General features: G+C 38.5%; 20 protein-coding genes. 7 read left to right on the top strand and 13 right to left on the bottom strand.

Annotation, left to right across the window (positions count from 1 at the left end; translation table 11 throughout):
- Window positions 1-32 precede the first annotated feature (32 nt).
- Window positions 33-1,595 (top strand): phospholipase D family protein, encoded by a 1,563-nt coding sequence (locus LS68_RS05995; protein ID WP_034373312.1) that lies wholly within the window; start codon window positions 33-35, stop codon window positions 1,593-1,595.
- A gap of 4 nt (window positions 1,596-1,599) precedes the next feature.
- Here LS68_RS05995 and LS68_RS05990 read toward each other — a convergent pair whose 3' ends face one another.
- From LS68_RS05990 to glmU, 3 genes are read right to left on the bottom strand one after another with little or no spacing between them, the layout of a single operon-like run.
- Window positions 1,600-1,980 carry a cytochrome c3 family protein gene (locus LS68_RS05990; protein ID WP_052100508.1) on the bottom strand — a complete coding sequence of 127 codons (381 nt, stop codon included), beginning with the start codon at window positions 1,978-1,980 and terminating at the stop codon, window positions 1,600-1,602.
- Window positions 1,981-1,992: 12 nt separating this feature from the next.
- Window positions 1,993-2,202 carry a sulfur carrier protein ThiS gene (gene thiS / locus LS68_RS05985; protein ID WP_034373317.1) on the bottom strand — a complete coding sequence of 70 codons (210 nt, stop codon included), beginning with the start codon at window positions 2,200-2,202 and terminating at the stop codon, window positions 1,993-1,995.
- A complete protein-coding gene (glmU, locus tag LS68_RS05980) occupies window positions 2,202-3,575 on the bottom strand; it encodes a bifunctional UDP-N-acetylglucosamine diphosphorylase/glucosamine-1-phosphate N-acetyltransferase GlmU (protein WP_034373320.1) in 1,374 nt (457 codons plus the stop codon). The genes thiS and glmU overlap by 1 nt, the downstream gene beginning before the upstream one ends.
- Window positions 3,576-3,725: 150 nt before the next feature.
- Between glmU and fliP the strand changes: the two genes are divergently transcribed.
- On the top strand, window positions 3,726-4,454 hold the full coding sequence (gene fliP, locus LS68_RS05975) for a flagellar type III secretion system pore protein FliP (protein WP_081950976.1): 729 nt from the start codon (window positions 3,726-3,728) through the stop codon (window positions 4,452-4,454).
- Window positions 4,455-4,459: 5 nt separating this feature from the next.
- A complete protein-coding gene (locus LS68_RS05970; protein WP_034373325.1) occupies window positions 4,460-5,611 on the top strand; it encodes a tRNA (uridine(54)-C5)-methyltransferase TrmA in 1,152 nt (383 codons plus the stop codon).
- A 3-nt stretch (window positions 5,612-5,614) separates the two neighbouring features.
- Here the strand turns inward: LS68_RS05970 and fliR are convergent, their stop codons facing one another.
- The 9 genes from fliR to LS68_RS05925 form a co-directional block, all read right to left on the bottom strand.
- A complete protein-coding gene (gene fliR / locus LS68_RS05965; protein ID WP_034373328.1) occupies window positions 5,615-6,388 on the bottom strand; it encodes a flagellar biosynthetic protein FliR in 774 nt (257 codons plus the stop codon).
- Between the two features lie 5 nt (window positions 6,389-6,393).
- A complete protein-coding gene (xseB, locus tag LS68_RS05960; RefSeq protein WP_034373331.1) occupies window positions 6,394-6,630 on the bottom strand; it encodes an exodeoxyribonuclease VII small subunit in 237 nt (78 codons plus the stop codon).
- A gap of 10 nt (window positions 6,631-6,640) precedes the next feature.
- Entirely contained in the window at window positions 6,641-8,086 is a 1,446-nt protein-coding gene (guaB, locus tag LS68_RS05955) for an IMP dehydrogenase (protein WP_034373334.1), read from the bottom strand.
- A gap of 11 nt (window positions 8,087-8,097) precedes the next feature.
- On the bottom strand, window positions 8,098-9,444 hold the full coding sequence (gene gatA, locus LS68_RS05950) for an Asp-tRNA(Asn)/Glu-tRNA(Gln) amidotransferase subunit GatA (protein WP_034373337.1): 1,347 nt from the start codon (window positions 9,442-9,444) through the stop codon (window positions 8,098-8,100).
- 66 nt (window positions 9,445-9,510) lie between these two features.
- Window positions 9,511-10,590, bottom strand: coding sequence for a chorismate synthase (aroC, locus tag LS68_RS05945; RefSeq protein ID WP_034373340.1), 1,080 nt, complete (start codon window positions 10,588-10,590; stop codon window positions 9,511-9,513).
- The gene (rnc, locus tag LS68_RS05940; RefSeq protein ID WP_138091216.1) at window positions 10,591-11,274 is read right to left on the bottom strand and encodes a ribonuclease III; all 684 of its coding nucleotides are present in this window, start codon (window positions 11,272-11,274) and stop codon (window positions 10,591-10,593) included.
- A gap of 2 nt (window positions 11,275-11,276) precedes the next feature.
- Window positions 11,277-11,705 (bottom strand): ribonuclease HI, encoded by a 429-nt coding sequence (gene rnhA / locus LS68_RS05935; protein ID WP_034373347.1) that lies wholly within the window; start codon window positions 11,703-11,705, stop codon window positions 11,277-11,279.
- Window positions 11,680-12,795, bottom strand: a complete 1,116-nt coding sequence (locus tag LS68_RS05930; protein WP_034373350.1) for a hypothetical protein — start codon at window positions 12,793-12,795, stop codon at window positions 11,680-11,682. Before LS68_RS05930 ends, rnhA begins: the two co-directional genes overlap by 26 nt.
- 7 nt (window positions 12,796-12,802) lie before the next feature.
- Window positions 12,803-13,645 (bottom strand): peptidylprolyl isomerase, encoded by an 843-nt coding sequence (locus LS68_RS05925; RefSeq protein WP_034373353.1) that lies wholly within the window; start codon window positions 13,643-13,645, stop codon window positions 12,803-12,805.
- A gap of 114 nt (window positions 13,646-13,759) precedes the next feature.
- Here LS68_RS05925 and LS68_RS05920 point away from each other — a divergent pair, with 114 nt between their 5' ends.
- Both LS68_RS05920 and LS68_RS05915 read left to right on the top strand, forming a co-directional pair.
- Window positions 13,760-14,932, top strand: coding sequence for an MFS transporter (locus tag LS68_RS05920; protein WP_034373356.1), 1,173 nt, complete (start codon window positions 13,760-13,762; stop codon window positions 14,930-14,932).
- 37 nt (window positions 14,933-14,969) lie between these two features.
- Window positions 14,970-15,908 carry an alpha/beta hydrolase-fold protein gene (locus tag LS68_RS05915; protein ID WP_052100509.1) on the top strand — a complete coding sequence of 313 codons (939 nt, stop codon included), beginning with the start codon at window positions 14,970-14,972 and terminating at the stop codon, window positions 15,906-15,908.
- A 67-nt stretch (window positions 15,909-15,975) separates the two neighbouring features.
- On the opposite strand, the gene LS68_RS05910 is transcribed toward LS68_RS05915, so the two are convergent.
- On the bottom strand, window positions 15,976-16,521 hold the full coding sequence (locus LS68_RS05910) for a phospholipase D-like domain-containing protein (RefSeq protein WP_034373359.1): 546 nt from the start codon (window positions 16,519-16,521) through the stop codon (window positions 15,976-15,978).
- An 81-nt stretch (window positions 16,522-16,602) separates the two neighbouring features.
- Between LS68_RS05910 and LS68_RS05905 the strand changes: the two genes are divergently transcribed.
- The gene (locus LS68_RS05905; protein WP_138091214.1) at window positions 16,603-18,633 is read left to right on the top strand and encodes a hypothetical protein; all 2,031 of its coding nucleotides are present in this window, start codon (window positions 16,603-16,605) and stop codon (window positions 18,631-18,633) included.
- The gene (gmk, locus tag LS68_RS05900) at window positions 18,630-19,232 is read left to right on the top strand and encodes a guanylate kinase (protein ID WP_034374103.1); all 603 of its coding nucleotides are present in this window, start codon (window positions 18,630-18,632) and stop codon (window positions 19,230-19,232) included. The genes LS68_RS05905 and gmk overlap by 4 nt, the downstream gene beginning before the upstream one ends.
- The last annotated feature ends 57 nt before the right edge of the window (window positions 19,233-19,289 follow it).

Raw genomic sequence — 19,289 nt, 5'->3', positions numbered from 1 at the left:
AATGATGAGAATCTAAGAGATTAAGGGATTTTATGCAAGATATTCATTCTTATTTCTTCTCATCAACCAATTTTGCAATCATTCTTCTTATATGTCTCTTTGTTTATGCAGGCTGCTCGTCAGTCATCACCTCTACGAAAGATATTCAAGATAAAAATGCTCTACAAACTACATTTGTTGAAGCATTCGATCCTCTTCTTACTTCTATTGGTTCGGTTTATAAAGACAGACTAAGCAGAAATCCCGACCTTACAGGTGCAATTCTTGTTAGCGATGGCGAAGATGCTTTATTTCATCGCGCATATTTAACCAGAATGGCACAAAAAAGCATTTTGCTCCAAACTTATATTTACAAAAATGACATTTCTTCGCGTCTATTGATGCACGAAATGTGGTTGGCTGCTCAACGAGGTGTGAAAATCAAAATGCTTGTTGATGATAATGGGCTAGATTCTGATTATTCTGATATTATTGCTTTAGATTCTCACCCCAATATCGAAGTCAGAATCTTTAATCCCTACAAAAATCGCTCTAAGATTTTGCGTTACCCCGAAATGGTGTATAACTTCAATCGCATCAACCACCGAATGCACAACAAAATGTTTATTGCTGATGATATTGCCCTTATCATTGGAGGGCGTAATATTGCAGATAATTATTTCGACCAAAACCATAGTGTCAATTTTGTAGATACAGATGTTCTCTTCTTAGGTGAAATTGCTCAAAGAGGCAAAGAAAGTTTTTATGAATATTGGGAGTTTCACCGCTCAATCCCTGTCTCTTTTCTCCCTTTTAAGCCTTCCTTGACAAAACTAGAAGAGGCTGCAACGAAGCTCAAAGAAAATCCTCAATGGCAAAACTATAATGAAATCATTGAACACTTGATTCAAAAATATCAACATAAAGAAGCACAAATTTTTTGGGGAAATGCACATCTTATCGCTGATAAGCCCGAAAAAGTCGAAGACCCTCAAACTCCAAAGCCTATTTCTCAAGCGTTAAATAGAATCTTTAATTTTACTTACGATAATGTTTATATTTCAGCAGCTTATTTTGTGCCGGGCAAAGAAGGTATGAAATATTTTAAGAATCTCGCTAGTTCAGGGGTGGAAATTTCAATTCTTACAAATTCTTTGGCTTCGACAGATTCTCTAGTGGTTTATGCAGGTTGGGAACGTTATCGCAATATCCTTATTCAAGAAGGTGTAAAAGTCTATGAATATCAGCATTTAGGACAAAATAAAGCAAAACTACGCGACAAAATGGCAAAATCAAAAGCATCGCTACACAGCAAAAGCATTGTTTTTGATGATAGTATCACATGGATTGGCAGTTTTAATCTTGATCAACGTTCAGCTAATCTCAATACTGAAGTGGTAGTAGTCTTTGACAATCCGCACTTTGCGAAGATTCTCAAGCAAGATTTGATCGAAGATATGGAAAACGCATGGAAAGTCTATGATGACCATGGTAAAACGCTATGGGAAGGGGAGCAAAATGGAGAAATTGTGATTCTCAAGCACCCGCCAGATACAGGCATCGGCACGCGCTTTCTTAAGACACTCTCAAAGATTCTCCCAGAAGACCAGATTTGACCTATTATTCTAGGATTTTGTCAAATCCGCCAAATCCATTACTAAAATTTTGTATTCCCTTTTGAAATACATTCTCTCCCGTGCTAATAGGGGATTGGGAAAGACTTGTATGACATTGTATGCACGCATCAATCATTTGATGTGAAGAAGCAAGATGAGGAGCGCGTAACTTGTTAGTATCATGGCATGCAAAGCAATCTTTGCCACAACCACCCATATCAATTTGAGCCATTTTTGCATCAGTATGGCATTCTTTACAACCAAGCATACTGATATGTCGCAAATCATTTTGGTAATCAAGATTCTGATGACATTGCACACAATCCCCTGTGCAAGCCTCAACAATCCCGATAAAGATACCTAAAACAAAGAAGATTCTAAACACTTTTATCCCTTTTTAACCGCCACCTACAAAGTCCAAAATCTCTACCTCATCGCCATCGTGCAATTCCCAATCTCCCCACTGATGAGATTTTACTACATAGGTATTGATTGCTATTGCCATAATTTTATGTGCAATATTAAGTCTCTCTAAAAGCATTGCAATCGTGAGTTTCTCATTCAATGCGTAAGGTTTGCCATTGAGTAAAATTTGTCGTTCGTTCATTAGGATTCCTTATCCGATTGAGATGGGAAAAATTTATAAAATCCAAGAGGAACATTTTTTTGAGACACTCTTGATAGAATCAAATCTCCTTGTGCAGCGTTTTTTGTTATCGTGCTACCTGCACCGATAAGGACATTAGATTCAATGCAGAGCGGGGCGACAAGCTGCGTATCACTGCCTACAAAAACATTCTCACCAATAAATGTGCGATGTTTAGATTTACCATCATAGTTACAAGTAATCACACCTGCACCGATATTGCTACCTTTTTTTATCTCACAATCCCCCAAATAACTCAAATGCCCTGCCTTGACACCATCAAGATTCGCTGATTTAGTCTCGACAAAATTCCCAATATGTGTGTGAATCAAATGCGATTTTGGACGAATATGTGCTAAAGGACCTACATCACTATGATCAATGATACTTGATTCAATCACACTATGAGCTTTAATATGAGATTCTATAATTTCACATTGTCCGAGAATCTGCACCCCTTGCTCAATAATACATTCTCCACTAAATCGCACACCCGATTCAATATAAATCGTATGAGGAAGCTGCATAATCACACCTTCTTTCATTGCTTGATAACGCAATCGATGGAGCATCACTTCTTGAGCTTGAGAAAGTTCAAATTTAGAATTAACGCCCATAAACTCTTCCTCTTCCACTTCTAATGTCAAAACTTCAACCCCATCAAGATACGCCAAAGCAATCACATCTGTGAGATAAAACTCTTTTTGTTGATTATTGTTATTGAGCTTAGGTAAATAAGCCTCTAAAATGCTTTTATGAAATTTATAGACACCTGCATTCACATCACAAATTTTTAATTCTTCATTTGTAGCGTCTTTTTGTTCGACAATTTTGCACACCTTGCCAGATTCTATTAAGACACGCCCATATCCATCGGGATTAGACAGATGCAAAACGCTCATTACGATTTTTGCCTGTATCTCACAAAGCTTATGAAGCGTATGGGAGCGCACCAAAGGCATATCACCATTAAGGACAAGAATCTCTTCATACCGACAAGAAAAAAATGTCTTTGCTTGCTCTTCACAAAATAATTCATTGCTTTGTCTGTTTCCTCGCATTAATGCACCGCCAGTGCCGGGATAATGCTGATGATCTTGGATATGAAATTGCAAAGGTTGCTTTGGATAATGCGCCATAATGCGCTCTTTAATCATCTCTGCATGATGAAACAAAACAATATGAATATCATCGCTAATGGCTAACGCCTCATCAATCGAATAAAATAGCATTTCTTTCCCACAAATCTTATGCAAAACTTTGGGCGTTTGAGACTTCATTCGACTTCCCGCTCCTGCTGCTAGAATCACGATTGATACACTTGCATTTTTCATCTTTCTCTACTCTTTAAAATATATTTAAATTTATGTAATTTTAACACACTAAATTCTATAATGATGCCTTGAAATTTGATTTTGGGGTGATTTTTGAAAAAAATAGGGCTACTTTTATTGTTTTGTTTTTTTATTACAAATATCTATGCTATTGACCCTATCACTCCCTCTACGACTTCTGTGCCCTCACTCCCCAATAATCCCGTTTTGCCCACGGTTGATTTATCTTTGAGTGCGCCCCAAGAGCCAGCTGAACTTGTCGCAACTCTCAACATTGTTCTTATCATTACGATTTTAGTCATTGCACCCTCGCTTGTTCTTGTTATGACAAGTTTTATACGCATTATCATTGTCTTTGCGTTCTTGCGCACTGCTCTAGGCACACAACAATCCCCACCTACACAGATTCTCGTGAGCCTTGCCTTGATTCTCACATTCTTTATTATGGAGCCTGTGGCGACCAAAAGCCATGAGGTAGGTATCAAACCCTATATGGAAAAAGAAATCTCCTATGATGAAGCATTTAGCCGTGCAATTGTGCCTTTTAAAGACTTTATGATTAAAAACACACGCGAAAAGGATTTGGCACTCTTTTTTAGAATCCGCCATCTTGAGAATCCAAAAAGCGTAGATGATGTGCCTCTCACGGTTCTTCTTCCCGCCTTTATGATTAGCGAACTAAAGACTGCATTTTGGATTGGATTCTTGTTATATCTACCATTCTTGGTGATTGATATGGTAATTAGCTCTGTATTAATGGCAATGGGTATGATGATGCTACCGCCCGTAATGATTTCACTCCCTTTCAAGATTCTTGTCTTTGTGCTAGTTGATGGTTGGAATCTCCTCATAGGCAATCTTGTTCAAGGCTTTAAATAGCTTTTATGAATTGTAAGCATTTTGGGATTTGTGGAGGCTGTGCTTATCACGCATTAGGATATGAGGGGCAATTCACGCAAAAGCAAACTCTCGTGCGGGAAATGTTTCAGAATCTCATTGACCCCTCATATATTGAAGCCTTTGCCTCTCCAACACAATCCTTTAGAGCAAGGGCAGAATTTCGCTTTGACCGACATACTCCAAACACTCCTTTAGCCTTTGCAATGAATCGATACGGAGCAAACGATCGCACACCTATTGAAACTTGTCCGATTCTTCTTGATTCACTCCAATCTTTAATGTCTCTTCTTCTGCCCTCTCTTCGCTCACCTATACTCACACACAAGCTTTATGCGTGTAATTTTCTAGGCTCTTTACGAGGAGAAAGCATTATTACATTGATTTATCATAAACAGCTAGATTCTCAATGGATTGCAGCAGCACAAGATTTACAAAGCTATCTCAACAGCCATTTTTCGCATAAAATACACATTATCGGGCGCAGTAAGAATCAAAAGGTTATCCTTTCAAGCTCGACCATTCAGGAAGAATTGACGCTTTTTGCTCATACAACAAACCCACAAACATATCACTATCTTAAAGAAGAATCGCGTTTTTCCCAACCCAATCCTTTTATCATTATTAAAATGCTTGAATTTATCAAATCCCACTTGCCGCAGCAAAGAAATGATTTGCTTGAGCTTTACAGCGGAAGTGGAAATTTCAGTATCGCTCTTGCAAAGGAATTTAGAAGTATCCTTGCGACTGAAGTAGTCAAATCAGCCATCAAGCTTCTTGAGGAAAATATGTCTCTCAATCATATTACCAACATCACACCTATTCGCCTTAACGCTTATGAAAGCATTCAAGCTCTGAATCGACAAAGAACATTTTTCCGCCTTCGCACGATTGATTTAGATCAATTCAATCTCCAATGTGTCCTTATTGATCCCCCAAGAAGCGGTGTGAATGATATAAATATCTTGCACTTCTTAGCGACTTTTTCGCATATCATCTATGTCTCATGCAACCCTACCACACTTTTAAAAGATATGCAAGTCCTCTCACAAAGCCATTTTATTAAACATTTTGGCGTTTTTGATCAATTCCCCTACACGCATCATCAAGAATGTGTGTTGATTCTTGAACATAAATAGAATCTAATGAATAAATAATTTACCCACAGCGATAAATGCTTCTCGCAATTCGCGTTTAAAAGTAAGCATAATCGCTGGAATTGTCAGAATCAATACGATAAATGCAATAGCAATTTTTACAGGAAATCCAATGGCAAGGAGATTAAATTGAGGGTGCGTTTTCATAATCATACCAAAAATGACATCTGAAAGTAGAATGATTGCCAAAATAGGAAAAGCCATTGAGAATCCCACAGCAAAAATATTGCCAAAAGCTTTTACAAAATATTCTACACTCTTGGGTTCAAAAATAAAACTCCCTAAAGGTGTCGCTTGAATGCTGTGTGAAACAATCATAAAAATTGTATGATGAAAATCCAAACTCAAGGCAATTAGTAAGGCTAAAATCGCTATAAGCTGTGCGACAATAGGTTTTTGTGTGCCGCTTACAGGATCATAAGCACTTGCCATAGTTAAGCCCATTGCAAAGCTCACAATCTCACCACCAAAACTCAACATCGCAAAAACAATTTGCAAACAAATTGATGCTAAGAATCCAAGCATCACTTCAAAAAGCCCAGCAATCAAAAACTCAACCATACTCATATCAGGCAATGGTTCAATAGCTAAAGGGAAAAATGCCACAGTCATAAAAAACACCATTGCCGCACGAATATTGACACTGATAAGTTGATTATCAAAAAAAGGAAAAAATGCAAATACTCCCGAAAAACGCGCCATTAATAACAAAAAAACAGCGACATTATTGGGTTGAGTGAGGTAAGCGACAAGCTCCATAAATATCAATCTTCTTTAGATTCTTGAAACTCTTGATATTTGATTTTTGCATCTTCAAGGAGGCTTTGGGCTTTCTTCAAGCTTTCCATACCTTGCTCATAAAGTTGAAGTGATTCTTTAAGGGTGATCTCTTGGGAAGAGAGTTTGCCTAAAACTTTTTTAGCAAACTCAACCATTTCTTCGAAATTCTCTTCTTTATTATCGCTCTCTTCTATATCAGTATGAATATGAGAATCTGCCATTGATTACTCCTTAACCATGATAATTGGGAGCTTCTTTAATAATATCCACATCGTGAGTGTGAGATTCTCTTAGACCTGCTGAACTGATTTCGACAAAATTTGCCCTCTCCCAAAGATCAGGTATGTCTTTACTCCCCAAATATCCCATTGCTGATCGAAGACCGCCAACAAGCTGATAAATAATATCCCCCACTTTGCCACGATAAGGGACACGACCTTCCACGCCTTCGGGGACAAATTTTTCTTGTGCTGTTCCTTCTTGAAAATAACGATCAGCACTACCTCTACTCATCGCCCCAATACTGCCCATACCCCTATAACTTTTGTATTGCCTACCTTGATAGATAATCAAATCGCCCGGAGATTCTTCTGTTCCTGCGAGCAAACTTCCTACCATAACAGATGAAGCCCCTGCAGCTAAAGCTTTAGTAATATCACCCGAATATTTAATCCCTCCATCGGCAATAATAGGCACATTGTGTTTTTGTGCGACTTGTGCGCACCCATCAATCGCAGAAATTTGAGGCATTCCTACACCTGTAACGATACGCGTTGTGCAGATACTCCCCGGTCCGATACCTACCTTAACCGCATCTGCACCTGCATTGATTAAATCTTGAGTTGCTTGAGCAGTTACGACATTGCCCACAATCACATCAATTGCAAGCTTAGATTTAATTTGCTCAAGCGTTTTGATAACATTGAGAGAATGCCCATGTGCAGAATCTAATACAAGCACATCTACACCCGCATCTACAAGTGCTTCTGCACGATCAAATTGAAACACACCAATAGCACCGCCTACTTTTAAGCGTCCAAAATTGTCTTTGCTAGAATGGGGATATTCGATACATTTTTGAATATCCTTAATTGTGATAAGCCCCTTAAGCGTATAATGCTCATCAACAATAGGTAATTTTTCGATGCGATGATGGTGCATAATCTCACGCGCTTCTTCTAAAGTCGTCCCTTCTTTTGCTGTAACAAGAGAATCTTTTGTCATCAAATCACCCACGCGTCTTGTTAAATCATTCTCAAAACGCACATCACGATTAGTCAATATCCCCACAAGCTTTCCATACTCATCGACAACAGGCACACCCGAAATCTTATAATTAGCTGTGATAGCCTTTGCTTCCTCAAGTGTGCTATGAGCGTGAATATAAATAGGGTCAATAATCACACCGCTTTCACTTTTCTTCACTCGTTTAACTTGCTCGACTTGTGAAGCAATATCCATATTTTTGTGAATGATCCCTATGCCTCCTAATCGAGCTAACGCAATTGCTGTGCGGTATTCTGTTACCGTGTCCATAGCTGCACTAAGAAAAGGGATATTAATTTCTAACGTTTTGGTAAGTTTTGTTTTAACATCTACATTTTGAGGAAGGACCTCCGAGTAAGCAGGCACAAGTAAAACATCCTCAAAAGTAAGTGCTTTTTGTAAGATTTTCATCAAATTTTCCTTTAATTTCCAAGTTCTTTTTCAAGTCCATAGGCAGTATTGAGAATCGTCTGTTCTTGAAACCTTCCTCCTATGACTTGCATTCCGATAGGCAATCCCTCTTCATCTTTATCAACAGGCAAACATATCGCAGGCAAACCAGCGAGATTAACACCAATGGTGTAAATATCACTCAAATACATTTCAAGAGGGGTTTGGCTTGATCCAAATTTTGGGGCGACACTAGGGGCAACGGGCAAAAGTATAGCATCACACTCATTAAAAATCGTCTCGTATTGAGCGCAAATCAATGATCTTAATTTTTGTGCCTTAAGATAGAAAGCATCGTAATAGCCGCTACTTAATACAAAGCTCCCTAGTAAAATACGGCGTTTGACTTCCTCGCCAAAATATTGACTACGCGTATTAAGGTATAAATCCTTAAGATTTTCAGCCTTAGCCCTTGTGCCATAACGCACACCATCAAATCGTGCAAGATTCGAGCTTGCTTCAGCAGTGCAGATAATATAATAGGCTGAAATATGATAAGTCGTATCAATCATTGATTTCTCAACGATTGTGTGTCCCATTTCTTCGAGAATCTTAATCGTTTTATAATACGCATCTTGCACTTGCGGTGTTGCATCTTTGAGAAAATCCTCAAGCACAGCGATTCTGTATCGTGCGTTTGAATCAAGATTCTTAAAAGTATTACAAGAAGGCATATTTACACTTGTAGAATCTAAAGGATCATACCCGCTAATCGCATCAAGAAGAATACTAGCATCTTCGACATTTTGTGTAATAGGTCCAATCTGGTCTAAACTCGAACTATAAGCCACAAGCCCATAACGACTAACTCTCCCATAGCTTGGCTTTAATCCCACACAACCACAAAATCCTGCAGGTTGTCGTATTGATCCTCCTGTATCACTTCCTAATGAAGCGATTGCCAATCCTCCGGCTACTGCTGCCGCACTGCCACCGCTACTGCCACCGGGGACACGAGAAGTATCTCTAGGATTCTTTGTGCGACCATAACAGCTTGATTCAGTCGTGCTTCCCATTGCAAATTCGTCCATATTAGCGCGTCCAAACCCACACATTTTATTTTGATGAAGTTTATTGATCACACTCGCATTATAAGGCGATACATATCCTTTGAGAATCTTACTCGCACAAGTAATCTCCCAGCCTTTTACATTGATATTATCCTTAATAAGAATAGGCACACCTTTTGCATCACTTGCGTTAATTTCACCAATATAGGCATTTAATTCAATATGATCTTTAACGCGTTTTAAAATATCTTGTTTGACTTCTTTAAGTTCGTCTTCGTGCATATTTAAAGCAGTTTTGAGCGTTAGCATTATCTCTCCATTCTAAAAAATAGCCAATCGTAGGCTTGATTATATTATCTTCTTGCTTTAAAAGAGCTATAAACACGGATAAATTTTTTTCAAATGCGAAAGTTTTGAAGTCATATTCAACAAAAGCATATCCGCAAGCACAAGAGATACCATTGCTTCTGCTACGACACTGCCTCGTATAGCAACACATGGATCATGTCGTCCTTTGATATGACAAATCTTTTCTTGTTGATGAATATCAAGTGTCTCTTGAGGAAGAAAGATACTCGGTGTAGGTTTAAAATGCACTTTAATCATTAAAGGCTCACCATTGCTAATCCCCCCTAAGATTCCTCCGCTGTGATTACTCTTAAAACCGCTACAATTCATTTGATCATTGTTTTGAGAGCCTAAAGCTTTACTTGCTAAGATTCCATCACCAATCTCTACTGCTTTCACCGCATTAAGCCCCATAAGAGATTCAGCCAATGCACCATCAAGCTTATGATACAAAGGCTCTCCTAAACCGATAGGCAAATGCTCTGCGCAGACTATTGCTACCCCACCGATACTATCGTGCTGATTTCTGACTTTGTGAATCAATGCTTTTTGTGTCTCTTCGACTTGGTGATCAAGTGCGTAAATCTCACTCTGCGATGCAAATGCAAAATCATACTCGTTTGCTTCTATATCGCCAATCGCGCTGATACCGCTCTTGACCACAATACCAAACTCTCGCAATAACATTTGAGCTATTGCTCCTGCGGCGACTCTTGCTGCACTTTCTCGAGCCGAACTACGCCCACCGCCGCGATAATCCCTAATACCATATTTGTAAAAATATGTAAAATCCGCATGTCCGGGACGAAAAATGTCTTTGATATTATCATAATCACGACTTTTTTGAGCTGTATTCTGCACCCAAAGTGCAATTGATGCGCCTGTGCTTTGCCCTTCAAAGACACCACTTAGAATCTCAACTTTATCAGATTCTTTGCGTTGTGTGCTAAAAGCATTGCGTCCGGGCGATCTACGCTGCATCATTGAATCTAAAAATGCTGTATCAATCTCCAAACCTGCAGGCATTCCATCAATCACACAGCCAATGCCTGCGCCGTGAGATTCTCCAAAAGTCGTAACACGCAATCTTTGACCAAAAGTATTCATTTACAAATTCCTTTCTAATTGTTCAAGGGCAATTTTTGCACATTTTTGTTGAGCGTCCTTCTTAGAATTTCCCTTTGCTTGAGCATATATTTTGCCATCAATACTAAGAGAGATTTCAAAACTTTTCTTATGATCAGGACCGCTTTCTGCGATAAGAGTATAAACGGGGATTTGCCCAAAACGCGCTTGAGTGATTTCTTGCAAAGCAGTTTTATAATCCATAAATAAAGAATCTAAATCAATACGCGCGTAATTCATCTCTAAAAGACGATTGACGATTTTTTGGACACATTGCAGATGAGATTCTAAATAAATCGCGCCTATCAACGCTTCAAACGCATTGGAGAGAATCGATGCTTTATGACGCCCTTTATTATTTTCTTCACTTTGAGAAATCAAAATATGATCCCCCAAATCAATTGATTGGGCAATTTTCATAAACCCTTTTTCATTCACGATACACGCGCGGAGTTTTGAAAGCTCTCCTTCTTGTGCAAGAGGAAATTTTTTAAATAAATATTCGCCCACAAGTAAATCCAAAACCGCATCTCCTAAAAATTCAAGACGCTCATTATTATAAGACTTTTTACAACTCCTATGTGTGAGAGCTTCGATTAACAACTGATGATTCTGAAATTTATATTGTAAAGCAGATTCTAATGCAGTAATTGAAGTATTAGACATAATCATATTCCTTGTGCATAACGATAAGCTTGTTCTCTAGCGAGTTTGTCGCACAGCTCATTTTGTGCATTACCCGCATGCCCTTTTACCCAATGTGCGATGACTTGATGAGACTTGCTACAATCACAATAATGACGCCACAAATCAGGATTCTTGACATTCTTAAAATCCTTTTTTATCCAATTTACAAGCCATTGATTGATGCCCTCGCAAACATATTTAGAATCACTATAAAGCATCACTTGACAAGGCTCTTTAAGTATCTTGAGAGATTCTATCACCGCAAGAAGTTCCATACGATTATTAGTCGTATGTGATTCTCCCCCACAGAGAATCTTTTGATGTTCTCTAAAAGATAGAATCCCGCACCAACCGCCCGGTCCGGGATTACCCAAAGAAGAGCCATCACAATAAAGAGTAACTTGTTTCATAATCAACCTTTTGGATTTTACAAATCAAATCATTGCAAAGTAATTCACCGCAATGAGGGCATCGAGGATTCTCAAAGGGAAAAATATTATTGCAGCTGTGGCAACGATATTCAAAGTTTAATGTTGTTTGAAACTTACAATAACGTTGCAAGATTCTCATATTATCAAGCTCAAACATTTCGCATGCTTTTTCATCATAAATCCAACCTTTAGCACGATACACATCGAGAATCTGTGGATTTGTGATGCGCTCAAGTGGAACATCTTTGCGCTCAAAATCCCATAAAATATCAATCATATTATTGACTTGATCTTGACTTAAAGCATTGGCTTGCTCCCAAAAAAGCGTATGACTGACACTTTTAAAATAAGTTAAAATAATTTTTGCCAACTTAGGTTGCTTGGCTTTGATGTCATTCAGACTTTGAATCTTGCTTGAGAAAGGCAGAGTATGGTCGTTTATCAACAAAAGCGTAGAAAGGTAAAATTTATTCAACAAAAGCATATTTTCAAATCGTTTCTGTTCGCTGACACTCAAAGGCGCAAAGGTAAATGATGAACGCGAAAAATCTGAAGCTTTTTGCACATCATAAATCTCCTCAATACATTCTAGCGCATCAATAGCGTTTTTGTATTCGCTCAAATGCTCATAAGTTTTTAATAAGTGCATTAAAACTTGCGGGTTGCGTGGGTAATTTTTCAGAATCTCTAAAAAAATATCCTTTGCCCGCTGCAAAAAACCCGCCATATAATACGCAATGCCCAAAGATTGCAGAATCTCAATTTTATCTTTAGGATTCTGTAGTGAATCCAAAATACCCAAATAAATCTTAATCGCCTCTTGAGCATTACCACTCTGGATATAAGAATGTGCGATAAATTCCAAAGTCGGCAAAGGATTCTCTGAAAGCTTAAGAAACTCCTTGACACCATCTGCATGCCCCATGACATCATAGGATTTTGTCAGATTCTTGAATGATTCTTCTTTCTTTTTGTTACGATAACGATTGCGTGAAAAATCAATAAAAGCCACTGCGGCTATAATAGCAATAAATATAACGATACCAAAAAGCGGGTCTGTATAGGGCATAAAAACTCTATTCTCTTAATGTAACAATCTTTGCGCTGGAGCGAATCTTATTAAAATGATCCTCTAAAATCGTCTGTTCCTTTTGTGCCATCAATTTTTGGTGAATATAGCCCTTTGCTTCTTCAAAATCCAAAAGACGCTCTCCCAAACGCTCTTTGACATAAAAACTCACAAACCCTTTGCCACCTGTGGTTAGCACGGGTGTAAATTCATGTTTAGGTGTCGTAATAAAAAGCTGCATAATTTGCGGATTGAGCGAAGAAAGATTGATTGTCTCTTCAATTTTCTGCACACCTTGCACATTTTGCTTGGGTGATTTGATTGCTTTCTCTAAAAGACTATCAGAATCTGCAAAATATCTTATCGCCTGCACTTGTTGAGGGATTGAAAAATCTTTTTTGTGCTGTGTGTAATAGGACAAAAGCTCTTCTTCGCTTGTGATATTGATATTTGACGCAAGAATCCTCTGCATAAGTTCTTTTGTTTGTAGCTGTTTTTTCACCTCATTACGATATTCTTGATAACTCATACCTTCTTTGGCAACCTTAGCAATAAGCTCATCTCTACTAAGATTATTCTCCGAAGCAATCAATGCAATTTCTTCATCGATTTTAAACTCATCGATACTGATCTTAAAACGTTCAATCTCATCATCTTTTAATCTCTCATTGATTAACAAATCAATCGCCGCATCTCTTGAAAGATTCATTTGGGATTGGAGTTTAGAGATTTCATAAAGCGTGATAGCATGTCCATTGACGCGTATGGCAACGCCTGCGACAACTTCCGCATAAAGTGCCGAGCAAAGACACAGCATAAAAGCGGTAATTATAGGGAATCGAAACAACATTAATTTCCTTTAAATTTACTTGGCAAAATCATAAAATTACGAAATTTATTTTAACATATTCAAAGCAATTGAATGTATAATTTCGATTTTTTATTTTGCCTTATGGAGTGCAAGATGCCGCGATTTTCGTTTGACACAACAACCAAAACGATTTTAGTATTAGCATTGAGTAGCTTTTGTATGGGTGTTACAGAGTTTATCATTGCGGGTGTTTTGCAAGATGTGAAAGTTTTTTTCGACATTGATTCAAACAAAGCAGGGCTGCTGACGACAATGTATGCTGTGGGTGTGGTGATAGGCGCACCTGTATTGACTATCCCTCTTAGTGCCTTTAATCGCAAGATTCAGCTGATTTTGAATCTTAGCGTTTTTGCACTTGCAAATTTCGTGATTTATATCAGCGATAACTTTTGGATCAATGTGATTGCGCGATTTGTCGCTGGGACGCAACATGGTGTATTTTTTGTGATTGCCACACTCACAGCCTTACAAGTCTCCCCCAAAGGCAAAGAATCAAGCAACCTTGCTCTAATGGTTTCAGGGCTAACGATTGCCCTTGTGAGCGGTGTCCCTTTAGGAACATTCATCGGGCAAAGCTTTGGATTCAAGGCTATTTTTTTATTGATTTTTGTTTGCACCCTTATCGCCATAGGACATGCCTTGATTTTTATGCCCAATCACCTCAAAGGCTCACAAACACATTTCTCTTCACTGCTTAAAGCATTTTTACACAAGCCTCTCCTTAAGGCTTATGCTATCACGATATGCACTTGTGGTGGGGCATTTGTGCTTTATACTTATGTGTCTGATTTACTCGTGTATAAAAGTCATTTTGACGAAAAAAGCATCGGTCTTATCTTGTTGCTTTATGGAGGATTCGCAATTTTAGGAAATCTCTTTGGTGGAAGACTTGCAGACAACAAAGGTTCGATTCTCGCATTAAAAATCGTCCTAAGTCTGCAAGTCATCTTCTACGCTCTGATTTCACTCACAGCCTATTCTCAAGTGCTTGTCGTCATAAATCTTGCATTAATGGGATTCTTATCCTTTGCATCAATTCCAGCCCTCAAGCTTAACGCAATGAATGCAGCGCGAAAATGCACCCCTCATTCAATGGATAGCTCTGTGAGCGTGAATGAAGGTGCATTCAATGTCGGTATTGCTTTGGCTAATCAAGTTGGTGGATTTGTGGTCATTGCACCCTTTTTAGGTATCAGTTACAATCCTTTATTTGCCTCGCTTTTTGCCTTACCCGCATTGATATTACTTTTTGTTAGCAAACCATAATAAAAATCCACACAATTAAACAAAATAAAGGCAAAATATGACAACAAATGCTCAATCAAGTCTCGCGACACACCCAATCTCCCCAAAAAACATACAAAAATGGGTAAAAATCATCATACTTTTATTTTTAAATGTCATAGCTCTTGATGCGAAGCCTTCCCAAGAAATCCCGCCTATCAGCGACCAATCTCATACATTATTTGAGATTCAATCACTCTATATTCGCTCAAAAACAAACACCAATTATCATATTCAAATCGCCAAACCCCACGCGCCTGCACCCCAAAATGGCTATCCGATTCTGTATATGCTTGATGGTAACGCGTTTTTTCCACGCGCACTTGATATTTTTATCTCTATTTGGCGTCAATATCCGCAAATCACTATCCCTATAATTATAGGGATTGGACATGATAGCCCACTTGCTTTTGATACTAAAGCACGCACTTTTGATTATATGCCCACTTTAGATTCTCAACTTGCAGCAAAATTTAGCGGTGGCGGTGGCGCAAAAGACTTTCTTGATTTTATCACGACAAAACTTTTGCCCCATATCCACAAAAATTATTCTATTGATTCACAAAAAAGTGCATTTTTTGGGCATTCTTTCGGAGGAATCTTTGCCCTTTTCGTGCTTTTTAACGCTCCGCAAACATTCAGCCATTATATCAGTGCTTCGCCTTCTTTATGGTGGGGAGAAGCAAGCTTTATCCCTACACGCACACCTTTGCTCACTCATTATCCTACCTCAATCATCATCACACGCGGAAGCAAAGAAGTAGGAAAAGACACAGAAGTGATAAACGCACAAAAACTTGCCCTCACCTTATCCCAACAATCCCCAAATCCTGCATCTGTCGTATATATCGAGCTTGAGGGAAAAACACACGGGGGCAGCATACCCGATGCGATGAGCGTTGCGATTAAAAATCTTCTGTGCGCCCCAAACCTATGCCCAATCCCCTCCAAAAAATAAAGATTTACTCTTTAGAATCTCACTCATTGCGCCCATAAAATGTAGATTCTAAGATTCTAGTAAAATTTCAGAATCCTGCGCATGTTTTTTTCATTCGCTCATAAGCTGCAAGAGCCTTTTGCACAAAGCCTTTTTGATGCGTAAAAAGCAGGGTTTCATAATTGTTTTCAAACGCATTTTTGCTCCAATTCGCCGAACCCAAAATCAACAAATCCTGATCAATGATTGCCATTTTTTGGTGCATAAGCCCATAAAACTTTTTATTAGCAGAAAGCTTACCGCTAAGCAAACACACCGAAATGTTATTGTATTTTGCCAAATAGCCAATAGTGGAGTTTGCATTCTTGATATTGCTTTCTTTATCATAGATAATAGAGATTTTTACGCCTCTTTTTGCACTATCACGCAAAGCCTTAGCAAGCTCATTATTTGTGAAGCTATAAACACTGATTTTAATGTCATTTTGGGCTTTTGAAATGGCATTTTTGAGCGCATTAAAAGCTTCTTTTTGTTCATAAGGCATAAAATACAATACTTCATTCGCAAATATCGGCGTGTTAAATACACTCACAATCAAACAAATTTCACATATTTTTTTAATTTTTTCTTTCATTTTTGTTCCTTTTCATTTGGATTTAGATATAATTTTAAGTTATTATTTATTAAATACGCAATAAATTTCTGGGAGCTGATAATGAAATTTTTATTAATCAACACCAACCAAATCGTTCAAAAACTTGTCGAAATTACTGCAAAAAAGGCAGGAGCTGACCTCACTACGATTAAAGATTCTAGTGAAATGGGTGATTTGGGACAATATGATTATATCATCATTGATGATGATTGTCTGAATCTTGACAAAGACAAATACCTTGACGCTCTCAAAGATAAACGCAAATGCCTTATCCACAACAAACAAGCCAAAAGAATAGAGGGTTTTGATGATTATGTCCAAAAACCATTTTTACCCACAAGCATTCTTGATGTTTTTACTGCTCAATTGGCAAACGCTTCTACAGCACCTCTACAACCCCAAGCTAACGAAGAGGCGACAACTGCGCCGACTGACGCTCCTGCCGACATTCCTGAACAAGAGCCTATCAGCCTTGATAATCTCGATGAAGGCTTAGGAGAAATTGATTCTCTTCTCGAAGAAGACCAGCATTTAGACACGCCCGAAGCACAAGAAGATACGGAGAATCAAGAATCTACCCCAGATATTGAAAATACTTCTAATGATAAAGAAAGCAACAGCAGAGAGATAGGATTTGACCTAGAAGAAGTGATTGATGAGACAAGAGAAGATGCACCCCCAGCCGATGATGGGCTTGATATTGATTTAGACTTTACCAACTTTGACAAACTTCAAGACCCCGCACAAGCTGATAGCTCTAGTGCAGGTGATGAAGCAGAAGATGCACTAGATTTATCAACATCTGACAATGTTTCAGAAGGAAATAATGAAGAAATCAATCTCGAGGATGATTCTATCCTTGAAGATGAAGCTGATCTCTCACTTGACCTCAATACAGATTCTGAACTCGGCACTTCTGCTGAAGAGTTTTTATCGGAAAATATCAATAGTGGTGAAGATGTAGGAGACATACCCCCTGCAGATCCTATACCTATGAGCGATGAACTCAATGAAGAGATTGAGGCACTTGACATTCCATCTGTAGAATCCGAAGACGAACCCGCAGATTCTACAGAATCTACTGAAGAAGCTTTAGACTTGAGTGCAGAAAGTGAAGAAGAAACATCTTTAGAAAATGATTTATTCGATGATGCAGAGCCTCTTGACTTGGGAGATTCTGATGCGTTAGGAGATGATGTAAGTGATCTTGCGAGTGAGGGAGAAAATAGCGAAACAGATGCACTTGATGAAAGTGCAGAATCTGCTCAAACCGATGAATCTTTTGAAGACATTACAGAATCTACTGAAGATTCTACCGAAGATTCTGTTGATTCTCTCGATTCTGCAGATACAGATTCAGCAGCACCAGAAGACGAGATAGATTTGGGAGAAAATGCTACAGAAGATGCTACTTTAGAAAATGATTTATTCGATGATGCAGAGCCTCTTGACTTGGGAGATTCTGATGCGTTAGGAGATGATGTAAGTGATCTTGCGAGTGAGGGAGAAAATAGCGAAACAGATGCACTTGATGAAAGTGCAGAATCTGCTCAAACCGATGAATCTTTTGAAGACATTACAGAATCTACTGAAGAATCTGCAAGTTTAGAATCCGAAGATATAGCAAACGATGAAGCATCTTTGGACGAAACACCATCAAAAGTGCTTGATTCAGAGCAAGTTAGCGAAGTAGCACAAGCTCTTGACGCACTTGATGAAAGTGCAGAATCTGCTGAAAAATCCGATTTTGTTACGCTCAAAGAACCCGAAGTAGCACAAGCCTTAGGAGAAGAGATTGAGGGATATGAAGAAGAAAATGCTCAATCTGCAGATTCAGATGAAGATTCAGTAGCAATATCCGACACAGAATCTGCCAAAGAAGAATCTGACATTGCTCCTATCGCCAAAGAATCCCCTGCAAACAATGAGGCATCATCTGTGGGTGAGACACAAGAAGCACAAATTGTAAAAAATATGATTGCAAGCTCTGTCCAAAGTGGTATCTCAAGCCTTAGCTCAAGCAATCTCAAATCAATGCTTGATGGGCTTGAAGTAACAATCAACATTAGCTTTAAAGATAAAAGCAAATGAGCAAGGGAGCTGTGCTTATCATATCAGGACCAAGTGGCTGCGGTAAAAGCACCTTGACCAAAGCCCTTTTGGAGGAAATCCCTCATATTTATTTTTCTATCTCAACGACTACACGCACTAAACGAGAAGGTGAGATTGATGGGGTGCATTATCATTTTGTCAATAAAGATCAGTTTTTACAAGACATTAAGGCGGGTGTCTTTCTCGAATGGGCAGAAGTGCATACAAATTACTATGGCACTTCGCTTAAGCCCGTGCAAAAGGCTCTTGCAGAAGATAAGATCGTGCTTTTTGATGTCGATGTGCAAGGGCATCAAAGTATCAAAGAGCATTTTGGTGATTTTGCAAAATCTATTTTTATCACCACCAAGACAAAAGATATTTTGCGTCAAAGGCTGATTTCTCGCCAAAGTGATGACCTTCAAACTATCGAATTTCGCTTGATTCAAGCACACAACGAAATGCAACATATCCAAAATTTTGACTATGTGATTATCAATGACGATATTAACACCGCAAAAGAAGCTATCATTGCTATCACACGCTCACTCAAATATCAGCAAATTGATCGCTTTAGTGAAATTATCCGCCAATGGTAAGGGTAATTTATTTAAGAATCGATAAGAACTTTTAGCTATAATATTTAACACTTTTCC

The sequence above is a fragment of the Helicobacter sp. MIT 05-5293 genome (genome assembly GCF_000765665.2).
Lineage (GTDB): Bacteria > Campylobacterota > Campylobacteria > Campylobacterales > Helicobacteraceae > Helicobacter_C.
Note: the sequence above shows the minus strand (reverse complement) of the source record. Positions and strands in the feature narration are given on the sequence as shown.

Bases quoted from the DNA above. Each gene is read 5' to 3' on its own strand.
- LS68_RS05970 (WP_034373325.1), top strand. From the start codon at position 4,460: ATGAATTGTAAGCATTTTGGGATTTGTGGAGGCTGTGCTTATCACGCA.
- gatA (WP_034373337.1), bottom strand. From the start codon at position 9,444: ATGCTAACGCTCAAAACTGCTTTAAATATGCACGAAGACGAACTTAAA.
- LS68_RS05930 (WP_034373350.1), bottom strand. From the start codon at position 12,795: ATGCCCTATACAGACCCGCTTTTTGGTATCGTTATATTTATTGCTATT.
- rnc (WP_138091216.1), bottom strand. From the start codon at position 11,274: ATGTCTAATACTTCAATTACTGCATTAGAATCTGCTTTACAATATAAA.
- guaB (WP_034373334.1), bottom strand. From the start codon at position 8,086: ATGAAAATCTTACAAAAAGCACTTACTTTTGAGGATGTTTTACTTGTG.
- LS68_RS05925 (WP_034373353.1), bottom strand. From the start codon at position 13,645: ATGTTGTTTCGATTCCCTATAATTACCGCTTTTATGCTGTGTCTTTGC.
- fliR (WP_034373328.1), bottom strand. From the start codon at position 6,388: ATGGAGCTTGTCGCTTACCTCACTCAACCCAATAATGTCGCTGTTTTT.
- thiS (WP_034373317.1), bottom strand. From the start codon at position 2,202: ATGAACGAACGACAAATTTTACTCAATGGCAAACCTTACGCATTGAAT.
- xseB (WP_034373331.1), bottom strand. From the start codon at position 6,630: ATGGCAGATTCTCATATTCATACTGATATAGAAGAGAGCGATAATAAA.
- LS68_RS05920 (WP_034373356.1), top strand. From the start codon at position 13,760: ATGCCGCGATTTTCGTTTGACACAACAACCAAAACGATTTTAGTATTA.
- LS68_RS05995 (WP_034373312.1), top strand. From the start codon at position 33: ATGCAAGATATTCATTCTTATTTCTTCTCATCAACCAATTTTGCAATC.
- LS68_RS05910 (WP_034373359.1), bottom strand. From the start codon at position 16,521: ATGAAAGAAAAAATTAAAAAAATATGTGAAATTTGTTTGATTGTGAGT.
- LS68_RS05905 (WP_138091214.1), top strand. From the start codon at position 16,603: ATGAAATTTTTATTAATCAACACCAACCAAATCGTTCAAAAACTTGTC.
- rnhA (WP_034373347.1), bottom strand. From the start codon at position 11,705: ATGAAACAAGTTACTCTTTATTGTGATGGCTCTTCTTTGGGTAATCCC.
- LS68_RS05915 (WP_052100509.1), top strand. From the start codon at position 14,970: ATGACAACAAATGCTCAATCAAGTCTCGCGACACACCCAATCTCCCCA.
- glmU (WP_034373320.1), bottom strand. From the start codon at position 3,575: ATGAAAAATGCAAGTGTATCAATCGTGATTCTAGCAGCAGGAGCGGGA.
- aroC (WP_034373340.1), bottom strand. From the start codon at position 10,590: ATGAATACTTTTGGTCAAAGATTGCGTGTTACGACTTTTGGAGAATCT.
- gmk (WP_034374103.1), top strand. From the start codon at position 18,630: ATGAGCAAGGGAGCTGTGCTTATCATATCAGGACCAAGTGGCTGCGGT.